This is a genomic window from Geodermatophilus arenarius, from assembly GCF_042654585.1.
Taxonomy (GTDB): Bacteria; Actinomycetota; Actinomycetes; order Mycobacteriales; family Geodermatophilaceae; genus Geodermatophilus; species Geodermatophilus arenarius.
The window spans coordinates 46,494-63,061 of record NZ_JBHSGR010000014.1 but is presented as its reverse complement, the minus strand read 5'-3'; the positions used below and the strand labels follow the sequence as shown (position 1 = coordinate 63,061).

Genomic DNA, 16,568 nt, shown 5'->3' with positions numbered 1-16,568 from the left:
GAGCCGGGCGGGGCGTCGGGGTGGGCGTGCTCATCGGGTGCTCCTCCGGTCAGCGGGCCCGGACGGTGAACGGGGCGGTGATGACGTCCCCGTCGGCGAGGCGGAACTGCGCCCACAGCCGGTAGACCCCGGCGGTGGGGAACTCGGCGTGCACGTCGAGCTCCGGACCGAACGTCTGGCCCGGCAGCGCGAACACCGGCCGGCCGTTCCCGTCGTCCACCTCCGCGTGCTCGTGGGCGAAGGTCTGCCCGTCGGCGCGCATGACCACGACGTGCCCGGCGGCGGCCAGGTAGGGCTGCAGGTCGTCGACCGGCCGGCCGGTCCCCGCGTCGGTGAACGTGAAGTGCAGGTCGCTCACGCCCCCGGCCTCGGCGGTCCCTCCCAGCTCGACCCGCACGCCGTCGACGACGACCGTCCGCGGCCCGGCCGTCAGGGCCACCGGCTCCGGCGCGGTACCGGCCACGGTGAGCACCTGCCGCGAGTGCACGTCGGCCATCTCGCCCTGCCGCCGGAACTCGGTGTCGACGACGTACCGGCCGGCGGTGGGGAACGTGACGTCGACGGCGAGCTGCCCGGGCCGGCCGGTGGGCTGCGGGTGGACGTGGGCGAAGGTGCCCAGGTCCTCGCGGGTGGCGATGAGGTGCATCCACGCCTCGTGGCTGCGGGTGAGGTCCTCGACGGGTTCCCCGGTGCCCGTGTCGACGACGGTGGCCACCAGCCGGGCCGGCTCCCCCGGGCGGACGGCGGCGGGCAGGTCGAGCCGGACGTCGAGCCCGGCGTCGGCGGCCTCGGTCGGCGGCACCTCGGCGGTCATCATGTCGCTCATCGCCGGCCGCATCGGCATGCCGGTGCCCTGCATCCAGGCGAGCGTCCCGTTCATGCCGCGCTCGGCGAAGTCCATCCGGGACACCGCGGTCAGCCCCGCGCCCAGGGCCAGCGCGACGACCGCGATGCCGGTCAGGTAGGCGTACTGGCCGATCCGGGCACGCAGCGGCGGGCGCAGGATCTCCGCGACGGTGGCCGGGCGGCGGAAGCGGCGCAGCCGCAGCGCGTTGGTCACGACGCTGACCGAGCTCATCGCCATCGCGGCGGAGGCCAGCACCGGGTCCAGCAGCAGGCCGTTCCACCAGTACAGGGCGCCGGCGGCGACCGGGATCAGCAGCAGGTTGTAGCCGAACGCCCAGCCGAGGCCCTGCTTCATCGTGGTCACGGTGCGCCGGGACAGCGCGATCGCCGAGACGATGCCGCGCAGGTCGCCGCCGACGAGGGTGACGTCGGAGGCGGCGATCGCGACGTCGGCGCCGGTCCCGATGGCGATGCCCACGTCGGCGGCCGACAGGGCCGCGGCGTCGTTGATGCCGTCGCCGGCCATCGCCACGACGTGGCCCTGCTCCTGCAGCCGGCGCACCTGCGCCGCCTTGTCCGCCGGCAGCACCTCCGCCAGCACGTGCTCGATGCCGACCTGCCCGGCGATCGCGGCCGCGGTGGCGGCGTTGTCACCGGTGAGCATCCACACCTGGACGCCGAGCGCCTGCAGCTGGGCGACCGCCTCGGCCGACTCGGGCCTGACCGTGTCGGCGACCGTGAGCACCGCGGCCGCGGCCCCGTCGACCGCGGCGAACATGGGCGTGCGGCCGGCGGCGGCCTCGCGGGCGGCGGTGGCCTGCAGCGCGGAGACGTCGGTCCCGCGGGCGGCCATCAGGGCGGCGTTGCCCACCAGGACGTGCCGGTCGTCGACGACGGCGTCGATGCCGTGGCCGGGCACGGCGTCGAAGGAGCGCAGCGCCGGCAGGACCAGCCCGCGGTCGGCGGCGGCGGCCAGGACCGCCTCGCCGACCGGGTGCTCGCTGCCGGTCTCCGCGGCGGCCACCAGCGCCAGGACGTCGTCCTCGGCCCACCCGCCGGTGGTGGTGACGCCGGTGAGGGCCGGCCTGCCGCGCGTGATCGTGCCGGTCTTGTCCAGCACGACGGCGGTGACCCGGCGGGCGGTCTCCAGCGCGTCCCCGTTGCCGATCAGGATGCCGAGCTCCGCGGCCCGGCCGGTGCCGACCATGACCGCGGTCGGCGTGGCCAGGCCCAGCGCGCACGGGCAGGCGATGATCAGCACCGCGATCGTCGTGGTGATCGCCATCGTCAGCCGGCCGCTGTCCGGGCCGAACAGCGCCCAGGCGAGGAAGGTGGCCGCGGCCAGGCCGAGCACGATCGGGACGAACCAGGCCGAGACCCGGTCCGCCAGCCGCTGCAGCGGGACCTTCGCGCCCTGCGCGTCCTCCACCAGGCGGACGATCTGCGCCAGCGCGGTGTCGGCACCGACCGCGGTGGCCCGGACGACGACGGTGCCGGTCCGGTTGAGCGTGGCGCCGATCAGCTGGTCGCCGACCGTCTTGTCCACCGGCAGGCTCTCGCCGGTCAGCATGCTCTCGTCGACCGCGGTGGCGCCCTCGGTCACGACGCCGTCGACGGGGACCTTCTCGCCGGGCCGGACCCGCACGAGGTCCCCGACGGCGACCTGCTCGACCGGGACGTCGACCTCGGCGCCGTCGCGCAGCACGCGGGCCGTCCTCGGCGCGAGGCCGACCAGGGCGGTGATCGCCGCGGCGGTCTGCTTCTTCGCCCGGGCCTCCATCCACCGGCCCGCCAGGACCAGGGCGAGGATCACCAGGGACGTCTCGAAGTAGACGTGCAGCGGCAGGCCCCAGCGCTCGGCGGCGGCCGGCCACAGGGTGACGAAGGCGCTGTAGCCGTAGGCGACGCCGGTCCCGAGGGCGACGAGGGTGTTCATGTTCGTCGAGCGGTGGCGGGCGGCGGCCCAGGCGGCGCGGTAGACGTCCCGGCCGGCCCAGAACTGCACGACGGTGGCGACCACGAGGACGGCCGGCATCAGCCAGTCCATCGTGTCCAGGTACAGCGGCACGTACATCAGCACCATCAGGCCCAGGCCGGTGGCGAGGGTGATCTGCCACCGGCGCCTGAGCGCGGTCAGCCGCGTCTCGTCGTCGCCACCTCCGGCCGCCGTCCCGGGACCGGTGCCGGTGTCCTGGTCGGCGGGCGGGGTCTCGCGGCGGGGGGTGGCGGTGTAGCCGGCGCGGGCGACCGCGGCGGTCAGCTCCTCGAGTCCGACCCGTGCCGGGTCGAAGCGGACGGTGGCGACCTCGGTGGCCAGGTTCACCTCCGCGGCCGCCACGCCGTCGACCCGGTTCAGCGCCTTCTCGACCCGGCCGACACAGGAGGCGCAGGTCATGCCGCCGATGTCGAGGGTGCAGCTGGCGCTCGGTCCGGCGGCGGCGGTCGGCGCGGCACTGCCAGGCGCGGTGGTGGTCATCCCGGACTCCTGGGGTCGATCGGGTCGTCGGCTACGGCTGACTGTCGGCGGTGGCGCGCAGGCTCGGACCGGTGGATTCGCCGGGTTCTCCGACCCGGCGGATCCCCGGACCAGCGGGTTCAACGGCCGGGGACCAGCGCGCCGTACACGGCAGGCGTCCAGGCGGCGAGGATCTTGGGCCGGAGGGTGGCGCCGAGGCGGCGGTAGAACCGCTGGGCGTCGATGTTGTCGACCTCCGTGCCCCACCGGATGAGCAGCTGCTCGGGTGCGGCCAGGGTGGCGAGTGCAGCCATCAGCCGCCGGCCGACGCCGGTGTCGCGGTGTCCGGGCCGGACGTAGAGGTCGTCGAGGTCGAGCACGTCACCGCCCGTCCACAGGTGCAGCCGCCGGATCGCCGAGACGTAGCCGACGGCCGCGCCGTCGCGCTCGGCGAGCAGCACGACCACCTCGGGCCGCTCGAGCAGCCCGTGCCACTGGTCGTCGGGCACGTGCACGGACGCGGCCTGGTCCTCGTGTGCGGCGATCTCGCGGACCATCGCCGCCACCTCGGTGGTGTCGGCCGGGGTGGCCCGGCGGATCACGACCGCGGCGGTGGGGGCGGTCATCGGGGCGTCGGTCATGGCAGCTCCTGGTCGGACGGGCGGTCGGGGGCAGGCGGGGGCGTGAGCGCGGACCACTCCGGGGCGCCGGCCCGCCCGGTGGCGGGCCGGCGCGCCGAGTCACTGGGTGGCGATCGCGGTGAGCACGTCGAGCCGGGCGGCGCGTCGGGCGGGCACGAGCCCGGCGACCAGACCGGCGAGGACTGCGGCGGCGACGACGGCCACCACCTGTCCGACGGGCACCTCGATGACCAGGGGCTCGTCCGCGGACAGTCCGGCCAGGGTGGCCGCCGCCAACCCCAGACCGAGGGCGACGCCGGTGACCACGGCGACCGCGGCGATGAGCAGCGCCTCGGCGCGGACCATCCACGACAGCTGCGCCCGTGTCATACCGACCGCCCGCAGCAGTCCGATCTCCCGGGTCCGCTCGACGATGGACAGCGCCAGGGTGTTGGTGATGCCCAGCAGCGCGATCAGCACCGCGAACCCGAGCAGCACGGTGATCAGCCCGAGCACCTGGTCGACGGCGGCGGCGCGGTCGGCGGCGGCCTCGGCCTGGTCGAGGACCTCGGCGTTCGGGAAGTCGGCAACCGCGGCCTCCACCGCCGTCCGCGCCTCGCCCGGGTCGACCCCGTCGGCGAGGGCGACGTAGACGGTGGCGTCGACGTTCTCGCTGTAGTGCGCGGCGTAGGTGCCGAGGGAGAGCACGTAGCTGGTGGACAGCGCCCGGGCCGAGTCGTCGGCCATCAGCCCGACGACCGGCAGCAGCTGTTCGCCGTCGCGCGAGAAGGTCATCGCCAGGGTGTCGCCGACGGACAGGCCGCGCTCGGCGGCGACGTCGGCAGCGAGCACGATCCCCCCGCCGTCGAGCGCCGCCAGACTGCCGGCGGCCATCTCGACGTCGGCGACCGACGGGAGGGTTGCCGGGTCGACCGCGGTGAGCGCGCTGGTCGTCCCGGCGTCCAGCCAGTGGCCGAAACGGACCGGGGAGGTCGCGGCGACCTCCGGTCGGGCGGCGACGCGCGCGGCGACCTCCGGGGAGAGCCCACCGAGCATCTCGTCGCCGCTGCTCTGCACCAGCAGGTCGGCGGTGATCGCCTCGCCCGAGCTGGCGCCGATCGCCTTCACCGAGCTGCCGACCACCGTGACGAACACGATCAGCGCCAGGCCCAGGGCGAGAGCCGTCGCGGTGGCCGCGGTGCGCCGCGGGTCGCGCACGGTGGACTCCCGGGCCAGCCGCCCGGGCACGCCCAGCCCGTCGAGCGGTCGGCCGACCGCGCGGGCCAGCCGTGGCGCGAGCACGGGAGCGAGCACGACCAGCGCGGCCAGCAGCGGCACCGCGCCGAGGCCGACGCCGGTGACGTTGCCCAGCAGCGCGGCCGCGACCAGCTGCACCAGGCCCAGGCCGAGCAGCACCCAGCCGGTGACCAGACGGCCCCGCCGCGGACCGGCGGGCACCGGCGCGGCGGCCCGCATCGCCTCGACGGGGGCGGTGCGGGCCGCGCGGCGGGCCGGGCCGAGCGCCGCCAGCAGCGTGATCAGCGTGCCCGCGGCCAGACCGACGACCAGCGTGCGGGCGGTGACGGTGAGCGGGCCGTCGGGCAGCGCCAGTCCGGCGCCCCGGGCGAGGCCGCGCAGCGCGTGCGCGGCACCGATGCCGGCCGCGGTGCCGCCGGCCGCGCCGGTGAGGCCGACCAGCAACGCCTCGCCGAGCACCGAGCCGAACACCTGCCGGCCGGTGGCCCCGGCGGCACGCAGCAACGCCAGTTCCCGGGCCCGCTGGGTGAGCACGATGGCGAAGGTGTTGGCGATCAGGAACGCCCCGACCACCAGCCCGGCGGCGGCGAGCGCGAGGAGCACGATGCGCAGGTAGCCGATGCTCTCCTTCGCCGCGTCGGCGCTGGCGGCGGCGGCGTCCTGGCCGCCGGTGACGGCGTACTGCGCGCCGAGCGCGGCGGCGAGGTCGCCGCGCAGGTCGGTCACGGCAACACCGTCGGCGGCGATCACGTCGACCGAGGTGAGGCCGGTACCGAGGTCGAGCAGCGTCTGGGCGGTGGGCAGGTCGACGAGCACCACGGTGCTGTTGGCCAGCCCGTCGCGGTCGCCGACGCCGGTCAGCCCGACCACGCGCAGCTGCCGGGTCGCGGTGGCCGAGACGGTGACCGTGTCACCGAGGGCGATGCCCTGCTCATCGGCGGTGGCGGCGTCCAGGACGACCTCGTCGGCCGCACGGGGGGCGTGCCCGGACCTGAGCTCGTAGGCGGTGAACGGGGCCTCGGCCCAGGTGCCGAGGATCGTCGGCCCGGCGGGTTCCACGGCGGTGCCGCGGACCTGCAGCTGCCCCGGTCCGGAGGCCACCGGGCGGATCCGGCCGACGCCGGCGACGGCGGCGATCCGGTCGGCCAGGTCGGCCGGCAGCGGGTCGCGCGCCACCTCCACGCCCATCGCGGCGTCGAAGGCGGCCGCATCCCGGACGGTGAGGTCCACCCCGGCGGCGGTGGTGCGGAACTGCTCGTCGAGCAGGCGGGTGCTGGTGTCGGTGAGCACCAGGCTGCCGACGGCGAACGCGACGCCGAGCGCGACGGCGAGCCACGTCAGCGTCAGCCGGGAGCGGTGCGCGAGCGCGTTGGACCAGGACAGGCGCCACATCGCGATCACGCCCCCACCGGCTCGTCGCGGCGGGAGACGTCGAGGCGGGCGAGGCGGGCCAGCACGGTCTCGGCGGTGGGGCCGGTGAGCTCGTCGACGATCCGGCCGTCGGCGAGGAAGACCACCCGGTCGGCGTAGGCGGCGGCGACCGGGTCGTGGGTGACCATGACGATCGTCTGGCCGAAGCTGCGGGTGGCGTCACGCAGGAACGTCAGCAGCGCGGCGCCGGCGCGGGAGTCGAGGTTGCCGGTCGGCTCGTCGGCGAACACCAGCTCCGGGCGGGCGATCAGGGCCCGGCCGACGGCGACCCGCTGCTGCTGGCCACCGGACAACTGGGCCGGGCGGTGGTCGAGCCGGGTCTGGAGGCCGAGCATGTGCACGAGCTCGTCCGTCCACGCCGGATCCGGCCGCTTGCCGGCCAGGGTCAGCGGCAGCGCGATGTTCTCCGCCGCGGTCAGCGCCGGGATGAGGTTGAACGCCTGGAACACGAAGCCCAGCCGCTCGCGGCGCAGCAGGGTGCGGCCGCGCTCGGACAGCGCGCCCAGGTCGGTGTCGCCGACGAACACCTGGCCGGAGTCGATGTCGTCCAGGCCGGCGAGGGTGTGGATCAGGGTGGACTTGCCCGACCCGGACGGTCCCATGACGGCGGTGAAGTCCCCAGCAGGGATGGTGACGCTGGCCGAGTCGAGGGCGCGGACGGCGGCCTCGCCACGGCCGTGGGTCTTGACCACGTCGACCGCGCGGGCGGCGATCACGGGCCGGGTCGGGGGCGGGGCGGGCTGCGTGTCGGTGACGGTCATCGTCTCTCCCGGGAGGAGCGGGTCGTCGGGGGCGGCAAGCGGGTCGAGGTGGTGGAGGCGGCGGTCAGGCGCAGGGGCACGGGCGGGGGCGTCGCCAGGGCCGGGCCGGGCGCAGGCAGCGGACCAGCCGGGCGTGCTCGGCCTCGCGGATCAGTTCCTGCTGGCGCGAGCGAGTGAGGTGCTCGTGGGTGGAGGTCATGGCGGGCTCCTGGCAAGCGGTGGCGGACGGTGGACTCCGGACGCCGCTGCCCGGGTCGTGGGGCCGGAGTGCCGGTGGACGACCCGGACAGCGGGGTGGCGATGAGGGCTACGGGACGAGGGCGTAGCCGGCCTCGTCGACGGCGGCGGCGATGTCGGCGCGGTCGACCGGGCGGTCGGCAGTGACGGTGACGGTGCCGCTGGCCAGGTCGACGGTGACCGACCGGACGCCGGCCACGCCGGAGATCTCCTCGGTGACCGCCCGCTGGCAGTGCGCGCAGGTCATGCCGGTGACGGTGAAGGTGGTCGAGCCGACGAAGGTGCGGGGCGTGTTGGACAGCACGGGGACTCCTCGGGGTGGTGGTGGGGTCGGGGACGAGAGTCGGCGTGGGGGTGGGTCGCTCTCACCGGGGAAATCGCCGGGATCCACGCCGGGTTCGCCAGGAGGCCGGGAGCGCCGGGTGGCTCAGTGGCCGTGGGCGCCGTGGCCGTGGGCGCCGTGGCCGTGGGCGCCGTGGCCGGCGGCTGCGGCGGCCGGCCGGCCGCCGGGCACGGCGAGTGCGGTGAGGACGAACAGGGCGACCAGGACACCGGCGGCGGCAGCGAATGCGCGCCCGTAGCCGTCGACCAGACCGGCGGAGGTGGCGAGGTCACCGGCGACGGCGGTGAGCCCGGCGACGCCGAGGGCCGCGCCGATCTCGTGTCCGGTCATCATCAGCCCGCTCGCCACGCCGGAGCTCTCGCCCGGCACGTCGCCCATCGCGGCGACCGCGATCGCCACGAACATCGGCCCCACGCCCGCGCCGACGAGCAGGAGGCCGGGCAGCACGTCGGCGGCGTAGGAGGTGCCGCCGGCGTTCGCGGCCAGAAGGAGCGCGCCGCCGGCCATGACGACCAGGCCGCCGAGGACCAGCGTGCGGGCACCGACCCGGCCGACCACCTTCGACGCGGCGGTGGCGGCGAGGGTGATCGCGCCGGCCAGGGGCAGGAACTCCAGGCCGGCCACGACCGGCGAGGCTCCGACGACGTCCTGCAGGTACAGCGAGGTCAGGAAGACGGCGCCGACCACCACGCCGGTGACGCCGGCCATGACCGCCGAGGCGGAGACCAGCGACCGGATGCGCCAGGTCGCCGGGGGCACGAGGGGATCGGTGGTGCGCCGCTCGAACCGGGCGAAGGCGGTCAGCAGCACCGCGGCGGCGGCCAGCGCGAGCCAGGTGCGGGGCGCCGTCCAGCCGGCCGAGCGGGTGGCCTCGATGCCGGACACCAGGGCCAGCAGCCCGCCCACCAGGGTCAGCGCGCCCGGCACGTCGAGCCGGCGCAGCGCCCCCGCCCGGGAGGCGCCCCGGGCCACGGCGCGCAGGGTGCCGAGGACGACGGCGACGCCGATCGGCACGTTGACGAAGAACACCGCCCGCCAGCCCAGTGCGCTGGTCAGCGCCCCGCCGAACAGCACGCCGGCGGCGATGCCGAGGCTGCCGACGGTGCCCCACACGGCGAGCGCCGTCTGCCGCTGCCTGCCGGCGTAGGCGGTCATGACGATCGACAGCGCCGCGGGGGTGAGCAGCGCGGCGCCGGCTCCCTGCGCGGCGCGGGAGACGACCAGCATCCACGGGGCCTGGGCGAGCGCGCTGGTCAGGGAGGCGGCGGTGAACAGGCCGACGCCGGTGAGGAACGCCCCCCGGCGGTCGATCAGGTCCGCGATGCGACCGCCGAGCAGGAGCAGGCCGCCGGAGAGCAGCACGTAGGCGCTGACGGTCCACTGGTAGTCCGCGGCCGAGAGGTGCAGACCGCGGCTGATCGACGGCAGTGCGACGTTCACCACGGAGACGTCGAGGATCACCATCACCTGCGCGGTGATCATCAGACCGAAGACGGTCCACGGCCGGCGCGGCTCGTCGACGGTGGGCACGGTCGGGTGGGCTGACGGGTGCGGGTGGGCGGGCGCCGCCGGTCCGGCGGCGGAGTGGGTCGTCACGGGTTCCCTCCTCGGGAGGCAGGTCCGGGTGTGCCGCCACCGTCCGGCGTGGCGGAGTCCGGTCGCGCCGGTGGTTCCGCCGGGATGGCCTGCCCGCGGGCGACGACCCGTCCGGCCGGGAACCGCGCGGGGAAGGCGGCTCGGTTCCGTCCGGTGGCGCACTAGGGTCTCGGCGTGCTCTCCGGCAGGGACTCCGAGCGGGCAGCCATCGCCGCACTGGTGGACGAGGCGTGGGCCGGCCGGGGCGGGGCGCTGGTGCTGGTCGGACACCCGGGGGTGGGCAAGTCGGCGTTGTTGCGCGACACGGTGGCCCGGGCCGACGGCATGACGGTGCTCCGCACGCAGGGTCTGGAGTCGGAGTCCCCGCTGGCGTTCGCCGCGCTCCACCGTCTGCTGCGCCCGGTCGTGGCCGACTGTGCGCACCACCTGCCGCAGCCGCAGGCCCGGGCGCTGCGGGCGGCCTTCGGTGAGGTCGACGACGGCCCCGGCGACCGCTTCCTGGTCTTCCTGGCCGCGTTGAACGTCCTCGCCGACGCCGGACAGCGCCGCCCGGTGCTCGCCGTCGTCGACGACGCCCACTGGCTCGACGACGCGTCCGCCGCGGCGCTGCTGTTCGTGGCCCGGCGACTCCAGGTGGAGCGGGTCGCCCTCCTGTTCACCGCCCGCGACGCCGACGTGCGCACCTTCGACAGTGGTGACCTGCCCCGCCTCGCCGTCGGGGCCCTCGACGCCCAGGCCGCCGGTGACCTGCTCTCCGCCCGCGCCGGGGTCCCCGTCCCCCCGGAGGTGCGCGACGCGCTGGTCGCGAGCACCGGCGGCAACCCCCTGGCGCTCGTGGAGCTCGCCGGGGCCCTGACGCCGGAGCAGCTGTCCGGCCGGGTGCGGTTGCCGACCCGGCTGCCGCTGACCGAGGGCGTGGAGCGGGCCTTCCTCGACCGCTACCGGCGGCTGCCGGAGCAGGCCCGGACGGTTCTGCTGGTCACGGCCGCCGACGACTCCGGTCAGACGCGGGTGGTGCGGCAGGCGGCCGCCTCCCTGGGAGCCGGTGAGGACGCACTGCAGGTGGCCGAGCGCTCGGGGCTGCTCCAGGTCCGCGACGCCGCCGTCGACCTCCGGCACCCGCTGGTGCGCTCGGCGGTGTACGGCGCCGCCACCAGCACCGAGCGCCGACGGGCCCATCGAGCCCTGGCGGCCGTGCTGACCGGCCCTGACGAGGCCGACCGGCGCGCCTGGCACCTCGCCGCCGCCGTCGAGGAGCCGGACGAGGCCGTGGTCGCCGAGCTCGACGCCGCCGCCGAGCGGGCCCGGGCGCGAGGAGGTCTGGAGGCGGCCGCGTCCGCCTGGGAACGCGCCGCCGAGCTCTCACCGGCCGGGAACGCCCAGGCCGAGCGGCTCTACGCCGCCGCCCGCTCCGCCTGGCTGGCCGCCCGACCCGCCCGGGCCCGGGCGCTGGTCGACGCCGCCGCGGCGCAGGCGCGTGACGCGCTGCTGCTCGCGGACGTCCTCCGGCTCCGGGCGCGCATCGAGTGGAACACCGGCTCGCTGCACGCCGGGCAGCGGATGGTGCTCCAGGCCGCCGCCGAGGTGGCGCCGCACGACGCGCAGCGTGCGCGGGAGATGGCCATGTTCGCCGCGGCGCTGGCCGCGTTCGGTGCGCGCTCCGGCAGCGCCGTCGCCCCTCCGGCCCTGGTCCCCCGCCCCGGGCCCGACGCGCCGGTGCGCGCCCGGTGCTTCTCCGACCTGCTGCACGGCCTCGACGCCGCCGTCCACGGCGACTGGCAGGGGGCGATGCCGCCGCTGGAGGAGGCCTTCGCCCTCGCCGAGCACCTGGCCGAGGAGGACCTGGACCTGCTGCCCAACCTGGGCATCGCCGCGATGTACCTGGGCGACGACGCGTTGACCCGGCGCTACCACGAGCAGCTGCTGACCCGGGCGCGCAGCACCGGCGCCGTGCTGATGATCCTCTACTCGCTGGCCCGGCTCGGCTTCGCGGAGGTGGCCACCGGGCGGTGGACCGCGGCCCGCGCCGCGGCCGCCGAGGCGCTGCCATTGGCCGACCAGTCCGGGCACCGGGGGCTGGCCGCCCTGCCGACCGCGTGGCTGGCGTTGCTGGCCGCGCTGCGGAGCGACGGGGCGGTGGACCGGTACCTCGCCGACGCGGAGCGGATCTGCGCCGATCACGCGCTCGGCATCCTGGCCGAGGTGGTGCCCGACGTGCTGCGGTGGGCCCGTGGCGTGCGCGACGCGGCCGATCCGGCCGCCGCGCTGCACCAGCTGGAGCAGATCCGCCATCCGATGACCCGCCGGCTGGCCGCCACGGACCGCATCGAGGCCGCCGTGCGGGCCGGGCGGCCGCACCCGGCTCACGCCTGGGTGGAGGAGCTGGCCGGCTTCGCCGAGGCCACCGGCTCCGCCTGGGCCTCCGCCGTGGCCGAGCACGGCCGGGCGCTGCTCACCGACGGCCCCGAGGCCGAGCGCCACTTCGAGCAGGCCCTCGCCGCGCACGCCAAGAGCGACCGCCCGCCCGACCGGGCCCGCACCCAGCTGGCGTACGGCGCCTTCCTGCGCCGCTCCCGCCGCCGGGTCGACGCCCGGCCTCACCTGCGCGCCGCCCTCGAGACGTTCGAGGACCTCGGCGCGCAGCCGTGGGCCGAGCGCGCCCGGCAGGAGCTGCGCGCGTCCGGCGAGACCGCCCGCCGTCGCGACGCGTCCACGGTCGTGGACCTCACCCCGCAGGAACTGCAGGTGGCCCGGTTGGTGCGTCAGGGCCTGGCCAACCGGGACGTCGCCGCGCAGCTGTTCGTCAGCCCGCGCACCGTCGACTTCCACCTGCGCAACGTGTTCGCCAAGCTGGGCGTCACCAGTCGCACCGAGCTGGCCGCCCACCCGCTCGACTGACGCCCGCGTCGGCGGCCGGGACCCACCCGGCGGTCTCGCCGGTGCGACGGGAGCTCCGCAGCGCTCGGTACGGTCGGCGCCGTGCTGGCCGGACGGGACGCCGAGCGTGCGCGGATCGCCGCCCTGCTCGACGGCGCACGCGCCGGGACCGGGGGTGCGCTGGTGGTCCGCGGCGTCGCCGGGGCCGGCAAGTCGACGCTGCTGGCCGAGGCGGTGGACGCCGCCGCGGGCATGCGGGTGCTGCGCACCTCGGGCGTGGAGTCGGAGTCGCCGCTGGCCTTCGCCGCCCTGCAGCGGCTGCTGTGGCCACTGCGGACGCTCCTCACCGGGCTGCCGGCGCCCCAGCAGGCCGCGCTCGGTGCCGCCCTCGGCGAGGCGGCCGGTGAGGGCGAGCGCTTCCTGGCGTTCCTCGGCACGCTGAGCCTGCTCGCCGACGCCGCCGAGGACTCCCCCGTGCTGGCCGTCGTCGACGACGCCCACTGGCTCGACGACGCCTCGGCCGCGGCGCTGCTGTTCGTCGCCCGCCGGCTGCAGGCCGAGCGGGTGGCCGTGCTGTTCGCCGCCCGCGACGGCGACGCCCGCCGCTTCGACGCACCCGACCTGCCCGCCGTCGTCCTCGGCGGCATGGCCGGGGCGGACGCCGAGGCGGTGCTGTCCGCGCGGGCCGGCGCCACGGTGGACCCGGCGGTGCGCGACCGGCTGGTGGCGGCCACCGGCGGCAACCCGCTGGCGCTGGTCGAGCTGGCCGGGGTGCTCACCCCCGAGCAGCTGGCCGGGCGGTCGCCGCTGCCCACGCAGCTGCCGCTGACCGGTGGGGTGGAGCGGGGCTTCCTGGACCGCTACCGGCGGCTCGGCGAGCCGGCGCAGCGGTTGCTGCTGCTGGCCGCGGCCGACGACACCGCCCGGCTGACGGTGGTCCGGGCCGCGGCGGAGCACCTCGGAGCCGGTGACGACGCCCTCGACGAGGTGGAGCGCGCCGGGCTGCTGCACGTCGACGGGGACGTGCTCGCCCTCTACCACCCGCTGGTGCGCTCCGCGGTCTACCGGGCCGCCACCAGCGCGCAGCGCCGCGCGGCACACCGCGCCCTGGCCGCGGCGGTCGGCCCCGACGCGGACCGCCGGGCCTGGCACCTGGCCGCCGCCGCCGACCGGCCGGACGAGACCGTCGTCGCCGCCCTCAACGACGTGGCCGAGCGCGCCGCCACCCGCGGTGGCCACGAGGCGGCGGCCGCCGCGTGGGCCCGCGCCGCCGAGCTCACCACCGCGGGCGCGGCCCGTGGCCGGCGGCTGTACACGGCCGCGTCGTCGGCCTGGCTGGGGGCGCACCCCTCCCAGGCCACGGCGCTGGCCGCCGCGGCCGCGGCCGAGCCGCTCGAGCCGCGGGTGCGGGCGCGGCTGCTGACCCTGCAGGGGCAGATCGAGTGGAACACCCGCTCGCTCGACGACGGCTACGACCTCGTCCTGCAGGCCGCCCGGGTCGCCGCCGAGGCGGACGAGGCGATGGCGCAGGAGCTGGCGATGCTCGCCGCCTCACTGGCCGCCTTCGGTGCCCGGTCGCCCCGGGACGTCGACCCGGCCGCGCTGGTCCGCCCCCCGGCACCGGACGCGCCGCCCCGCGTGCGGGCGGCCTCCGCCCTGCTGCGCGGGTTCCGCGCCACCGCCTGCCGGGACTGGGCCACCGCCGCCGAGTGCTTCCGCGGCGCCTTCGCCCTCACCGACGCCGACCCGGTCGACGACCACGTGCTGCAACCCAACCTGGGGGTCGCGGCGATGCTCGTCGACGACGACGAGCGGGGTCTCCGGCTGCACGCCGAGCAGCTGACCGCCGCCCGCCGCGCGGGCGCGCTCACCATGGTCGAGCACGCCCTCACCCGGGGGGCGCAGTTCCAGATCGCCACCGGCGACTGGGCCCAGGCCGCCGGCGCCGCGACCGAGGCGCTGGCGCTGACCGCCGGCACGGGACACCCCGGCCTGACCGCGCTGCCGACCGCCGAGCTCGGGCTGCTGGCCGCCCTGCGCGGGGACGACGCCGCCGACCGCCTCCTGGCCGAGGCGACCGCGATCCGGGAGGCGCACCCGGTCGGGCTCGCGGACTTCCTCGTCGCCGACCTGGTGCGCTGGGCACGGGGCCTCCGCGCCCGGCAGCCGGCGTCGGCCCTGTACCACCTCGAGCAGATCAGCTCACCCGGATACCGCCGCATGGCCGCGCTCGACCGGCTCGAGACCGCGGTCCGCGCCGGCCGCGAGGACCTCGCCCGCACCTGGCTGGGCGAGCTGGAGGACTTCGCCGCGGGCACCGGCGCCCCGGCCGCGCGCGCCGTCGTCGAGCACGGTCGCGCCCTGCTCGCCGGGGACGACGCCGCCGAGGAGCACTTCCGGCGTGCCCTGGACGCGCACGCCGCGTCGCTGCGGACGCCCGCCCGGGCCCGCACCGAGCTGGCCCTCGGCGAGCACCTGCGCCGTGCACGGCGCCGGGTGGACGCCCGGGAGCACCTGCGCACCGCGCTGTCGCTGTTCGAGGAGCTGGACGCGACCCCGTGGGCCGAGCGGGCGGCGCAGGAGCTGCGTGCGTCCGGGGAGACCGCGCGGCGCCGCGACGTCTCCACGACCACCGAGCTGACCGCGCAGGAACGTCAGGTGACGGCCCTGGTCCGGCAGGGCCTGTCCAACCGGGACGTCGCGGCACAGTTGTTCGTCAGCCCGCGCACCGTCGACTTCCACCTGCGGAACGTGTTCAGCAAGCTCGGGGTGGCCTCCCGCGCCGAGCTCACCGCCCTCCCGCTGGACTGACGCGCGGCTGCCCGGCTCCCGGGGACGGCGGGGAACCCGGTGGTTCTCCCGGCGTGACGCCTCCCGTCCGCTCCTAGCGTCCGGCGCAGAGCCAGCCCGGACCGAGGAGCCTCCACGACCAGCACCGCCGCGCACGCTCACCGCGGCCTCGGCTGACCGCACCGCCCGTCCCCTCCCCCACCCCTGCCAGGAGCCGTCATGCCCACCCCCGTCCCCACCGACCGGTCCGTCGACGTGCTCGTGATCGGTGCCGGCCAGGCCGGTCTCGCCATCGGCCACCACCTCGCCCGCCGCGACGCGGACCTCCTGCTGCTCGACGCCGGACCCGAGGTCGGCCACTCGTGGCGCTCCCGCTGGGACTCGCTGCGGCTGTTCAGCCCCGCCCGGTACGACTCGCTGCCCGGCCTCCCGTTCCCCGCTCCCGCGGACACCCACCCGAGCAAGGACGACGTCGCCGACTACCTGGCCGCCTACGCCCGGCGCTTCGCCCTGCCGGTGCGGACGAACTCCCCGGTGCTGCGGTTGCACCGCGACGGCGACGGCGGCTTCACCGCGACCACGCCGACCGGGACGGTGCGCGCCGAGCAGGTCGTCGTCGCCACCGGGCCGTTCCAGACCCCGCACGTCCCGGCTCTGGCCCAGCAGGTGGACCCGGCGGTACCGCAGCTCCACAGCGCCGGGTACCGCAACCCGACCCAGCTGCCCGGCGACGGCCGGGTGCTCGTCGTCGGCGGCGCCAACTCCGGCCTGCAGATCGCCGCCGAGCTCGCCGCCACCCAGCCCGTCACCGTCGCCGTCGGCACCCGGCCGACCGAGCTGCCGCAGCGCATCGCCGGCCGTGACCTGTTCACCTGGCTGGACACGGTCGGGTTCTTCACCGTGCCCGCGCACACCCGCATCGCCCGCCGGCTGCGCGCCCGCGGTGACCTGGTCATCGGCACCCGCACCCGCGACCTGCGCCGCCGCGGCATCGACCTGCGACCCCGGCTCACCGCGGTCACCGGACGCACCGCCCGCTTCGCCGACGGCACCACCCTCGACGTCGACGCGGTCGTGTGGGCGACCGGGTACCGCAGCGACCACTCGTGGCTGCACGTGCCCGGCGTGGTCGTCGACGGGCAGGTCCGGCACGACGCCGGGGTCACCGCGGTGCCCGGGCTGTACTTCCTGGGGTTGCCGTGGCAGACGTGCCGCGGCTCGGCGCTGCTGGGCTTCGTCGGCGCGGACGCCGCCACCCTGTCCGACCGCATGGCCGCCGACGCGCGCGGGTCGCGGCCGCAGGCCGCACCCGGCCGTGGAGAGCCCGAGATCCCGGCGGTCACGCCGGCGTGACG

Annotated in this window: 10 protein-coding genes; 3 read left to right on the top strand and 7 right to left on the bottom strand. The window is 77.0% G+C overall.

Annotated features, from left to right (window positions below; genetic code table 11):
• Positions 1-49: 49 nt before the first annotated feature.
• From ACFO3M_RS13715 to ACFO3M_RS13685, 7 genes are all read right to left on the bottom strand, one after another.
• Complete coding sequence (locus ACFO3M_RS13715; protein ID WP_387989513.1) at positions 50-3,322, bottom strand: heavy metal translocating P-type ATPase; 3,273 nt, start codon at positions 3,320-3,322, stop codon at positions 50-52.
• Between the two features lie 119 nt (positions 3,323-3,441).
• A complete protein-coding gene (locus ACFO3M_RS13710; protein ID WP_387989510.1) occupies positions 3,442-3,942 on the bottom strand; it encodes a GNAT family N-acetyltransferase in 501 nt (166 codons plus the stop codon).
• Positions 3,943-4,041: 99 nt separating this feature from the next.
• Positions 4,042-6,570 carry an FtsX-like permease family protein gene (locus tag ACFO3M_RS13705; protein WP_387989705.1) on the bottom strand — a complete coding sequence of 843 codons (2,529 nt, stop codon included), beginning with the start codon at positions 6,568-6,570 and terminating at the stop codon, positions 4,042-4,044.
• 5 nt (positions 6,571-6,575) lie between these two features.
• The gene (locus ACFO3M_RS13700) at positions 6,576-7,370 is read right to left on the bottom strand and encodes an ABC transporter ATP-binding protein (protein ID WP_387989507.1); all 795 of its coding nucleotides are present in this window, start codon (positions 7,368-7,370) and stop codon (positions 6,576-6,578) included.
• A gap of 64 nt (positions 7,371-7,434) precedes the next feature.
• Positions 7,435-7,569, bottom strand: coding sequence for a hypothetical protein (locus ACFO3M_RS13695; RefSeq protein ID WP_387989504.1), 135 nt, complete (start codon positions 7,567-7,569; stop codon positions 7,435-7,437).
• Between the two features lie 108 nt (positions 7,570-7,677).
• Complete coding sequence (locus ACFO3M_RS13690; protein ID WP_387989501.1) at positions 7,678-7,911, bottom strand: heavy-metal-associated domain-containing protein; 234 nt, start codon at positions 7,909-7,911, stop codon at positions 7,678-7,680.
• Positions 7,912-8,034: 123 nt separating this feature from the next.
• Complete coding sequence (locus ACFO3M_RS13685; RefSeq protein ID WP_387989498.1) at positions 8,035-9,546, bottom strand: MFS transporter; 1,512 nt, start codon at positions 9,544-9,546, stop codon at positions 8,035-8,037.
• A 174-nt stretch (positions 9,547-9,720) separates the two neighbouring features.
• Between ACFO3M_RS13685 and ACFO3M_RS13680 the strand changes: the two genes are divergently transcribed.
• From ACFO3M_RS13680 to ACFO3M_RS13670, 3 genes are all read left to right on the top strand, one after another.
• Positions 9,721-12,444, top strand: a complete 2,724-nt coding sequence (locus ACFO3M_RS13680; protein ID WP_387989495.1) for a helix-turn-helix transcriptional regulator — start codon at positions 9,721-9,723, stop codon at positions 12,442-12,444.
• Positions 12,445-12,525: 81 nt separating this feature from the next.
• Positions 12,526-15,234, top strand: a complete 2,709-nt coding sequence (locus tag ACFO3M_RS13675; RefSeq protein ID WP_387989492.1) for an ATP-binding protein — start codon at positions 12,526-12,528, stop codon at positions 15,232-15,234.
• Positions 15,235-15,432: 198 nt separating this feature from the next.
• Entirely contained in the window at positions 15,433-16,566 is a 1,134-nt protein-coding gene (locus tag ACFO3M_RS13670) for a flavin-containing monooxygenase (protein ID WP_387989489.1), read from the top strand.
• Positions 16,567-16,568: the final 2 nt, after the last annotated feature.

Excerpts from the sequence above, each read along its gene's own strand:
- ACFO3M_RS13715 (WP_387989513.1), bottom strand. The coding sequence starts at position 3,322 with ATGACCACCACCGCGCCTGGCAGTGCCGCGCCGACCGCCGCCGCCGGA.
- ACFO3M_RS13710 (WP_387989510.1), bottom strand. The coding sequence starts at position 3,942 with ATGACCGACGCCCCGATGACCGCCCCCACCGCCGCGGTCGTGATCCGC.
- ACFO3M_RS13705 (WP_387989705.1), bottom strand. The coding sequence starts at position 6,570 with ATGTGGCGCCTGTCCTGGTCCAACGCGCTCGCGCACCGCTCCCGGCTG.
- ACFO3M_RS13700 (WP_387989507.1), bottom strand. The coding sequence starts at position 7,370 with ATGACCGTCACCGACACGCAGCCCGCCCCGCCCCCGACCCGGCCCGTG.
- ACFO3M_RS13695 (WP_387989504.1), bottom strand. The coding sequence starts at position 7,569 with ATGACCTCCACCCACGAGCACCTCACTCGCTCGCGCCAGCAGGAACTG.
- ACFO3M_RS13670 (WP_387989489.1), top strand. The coding sequence starts at position 15,433 with ATGCCCACCCCCGTCCCCACCGACCGGTCCGTCGACGTGCTCGTGATC.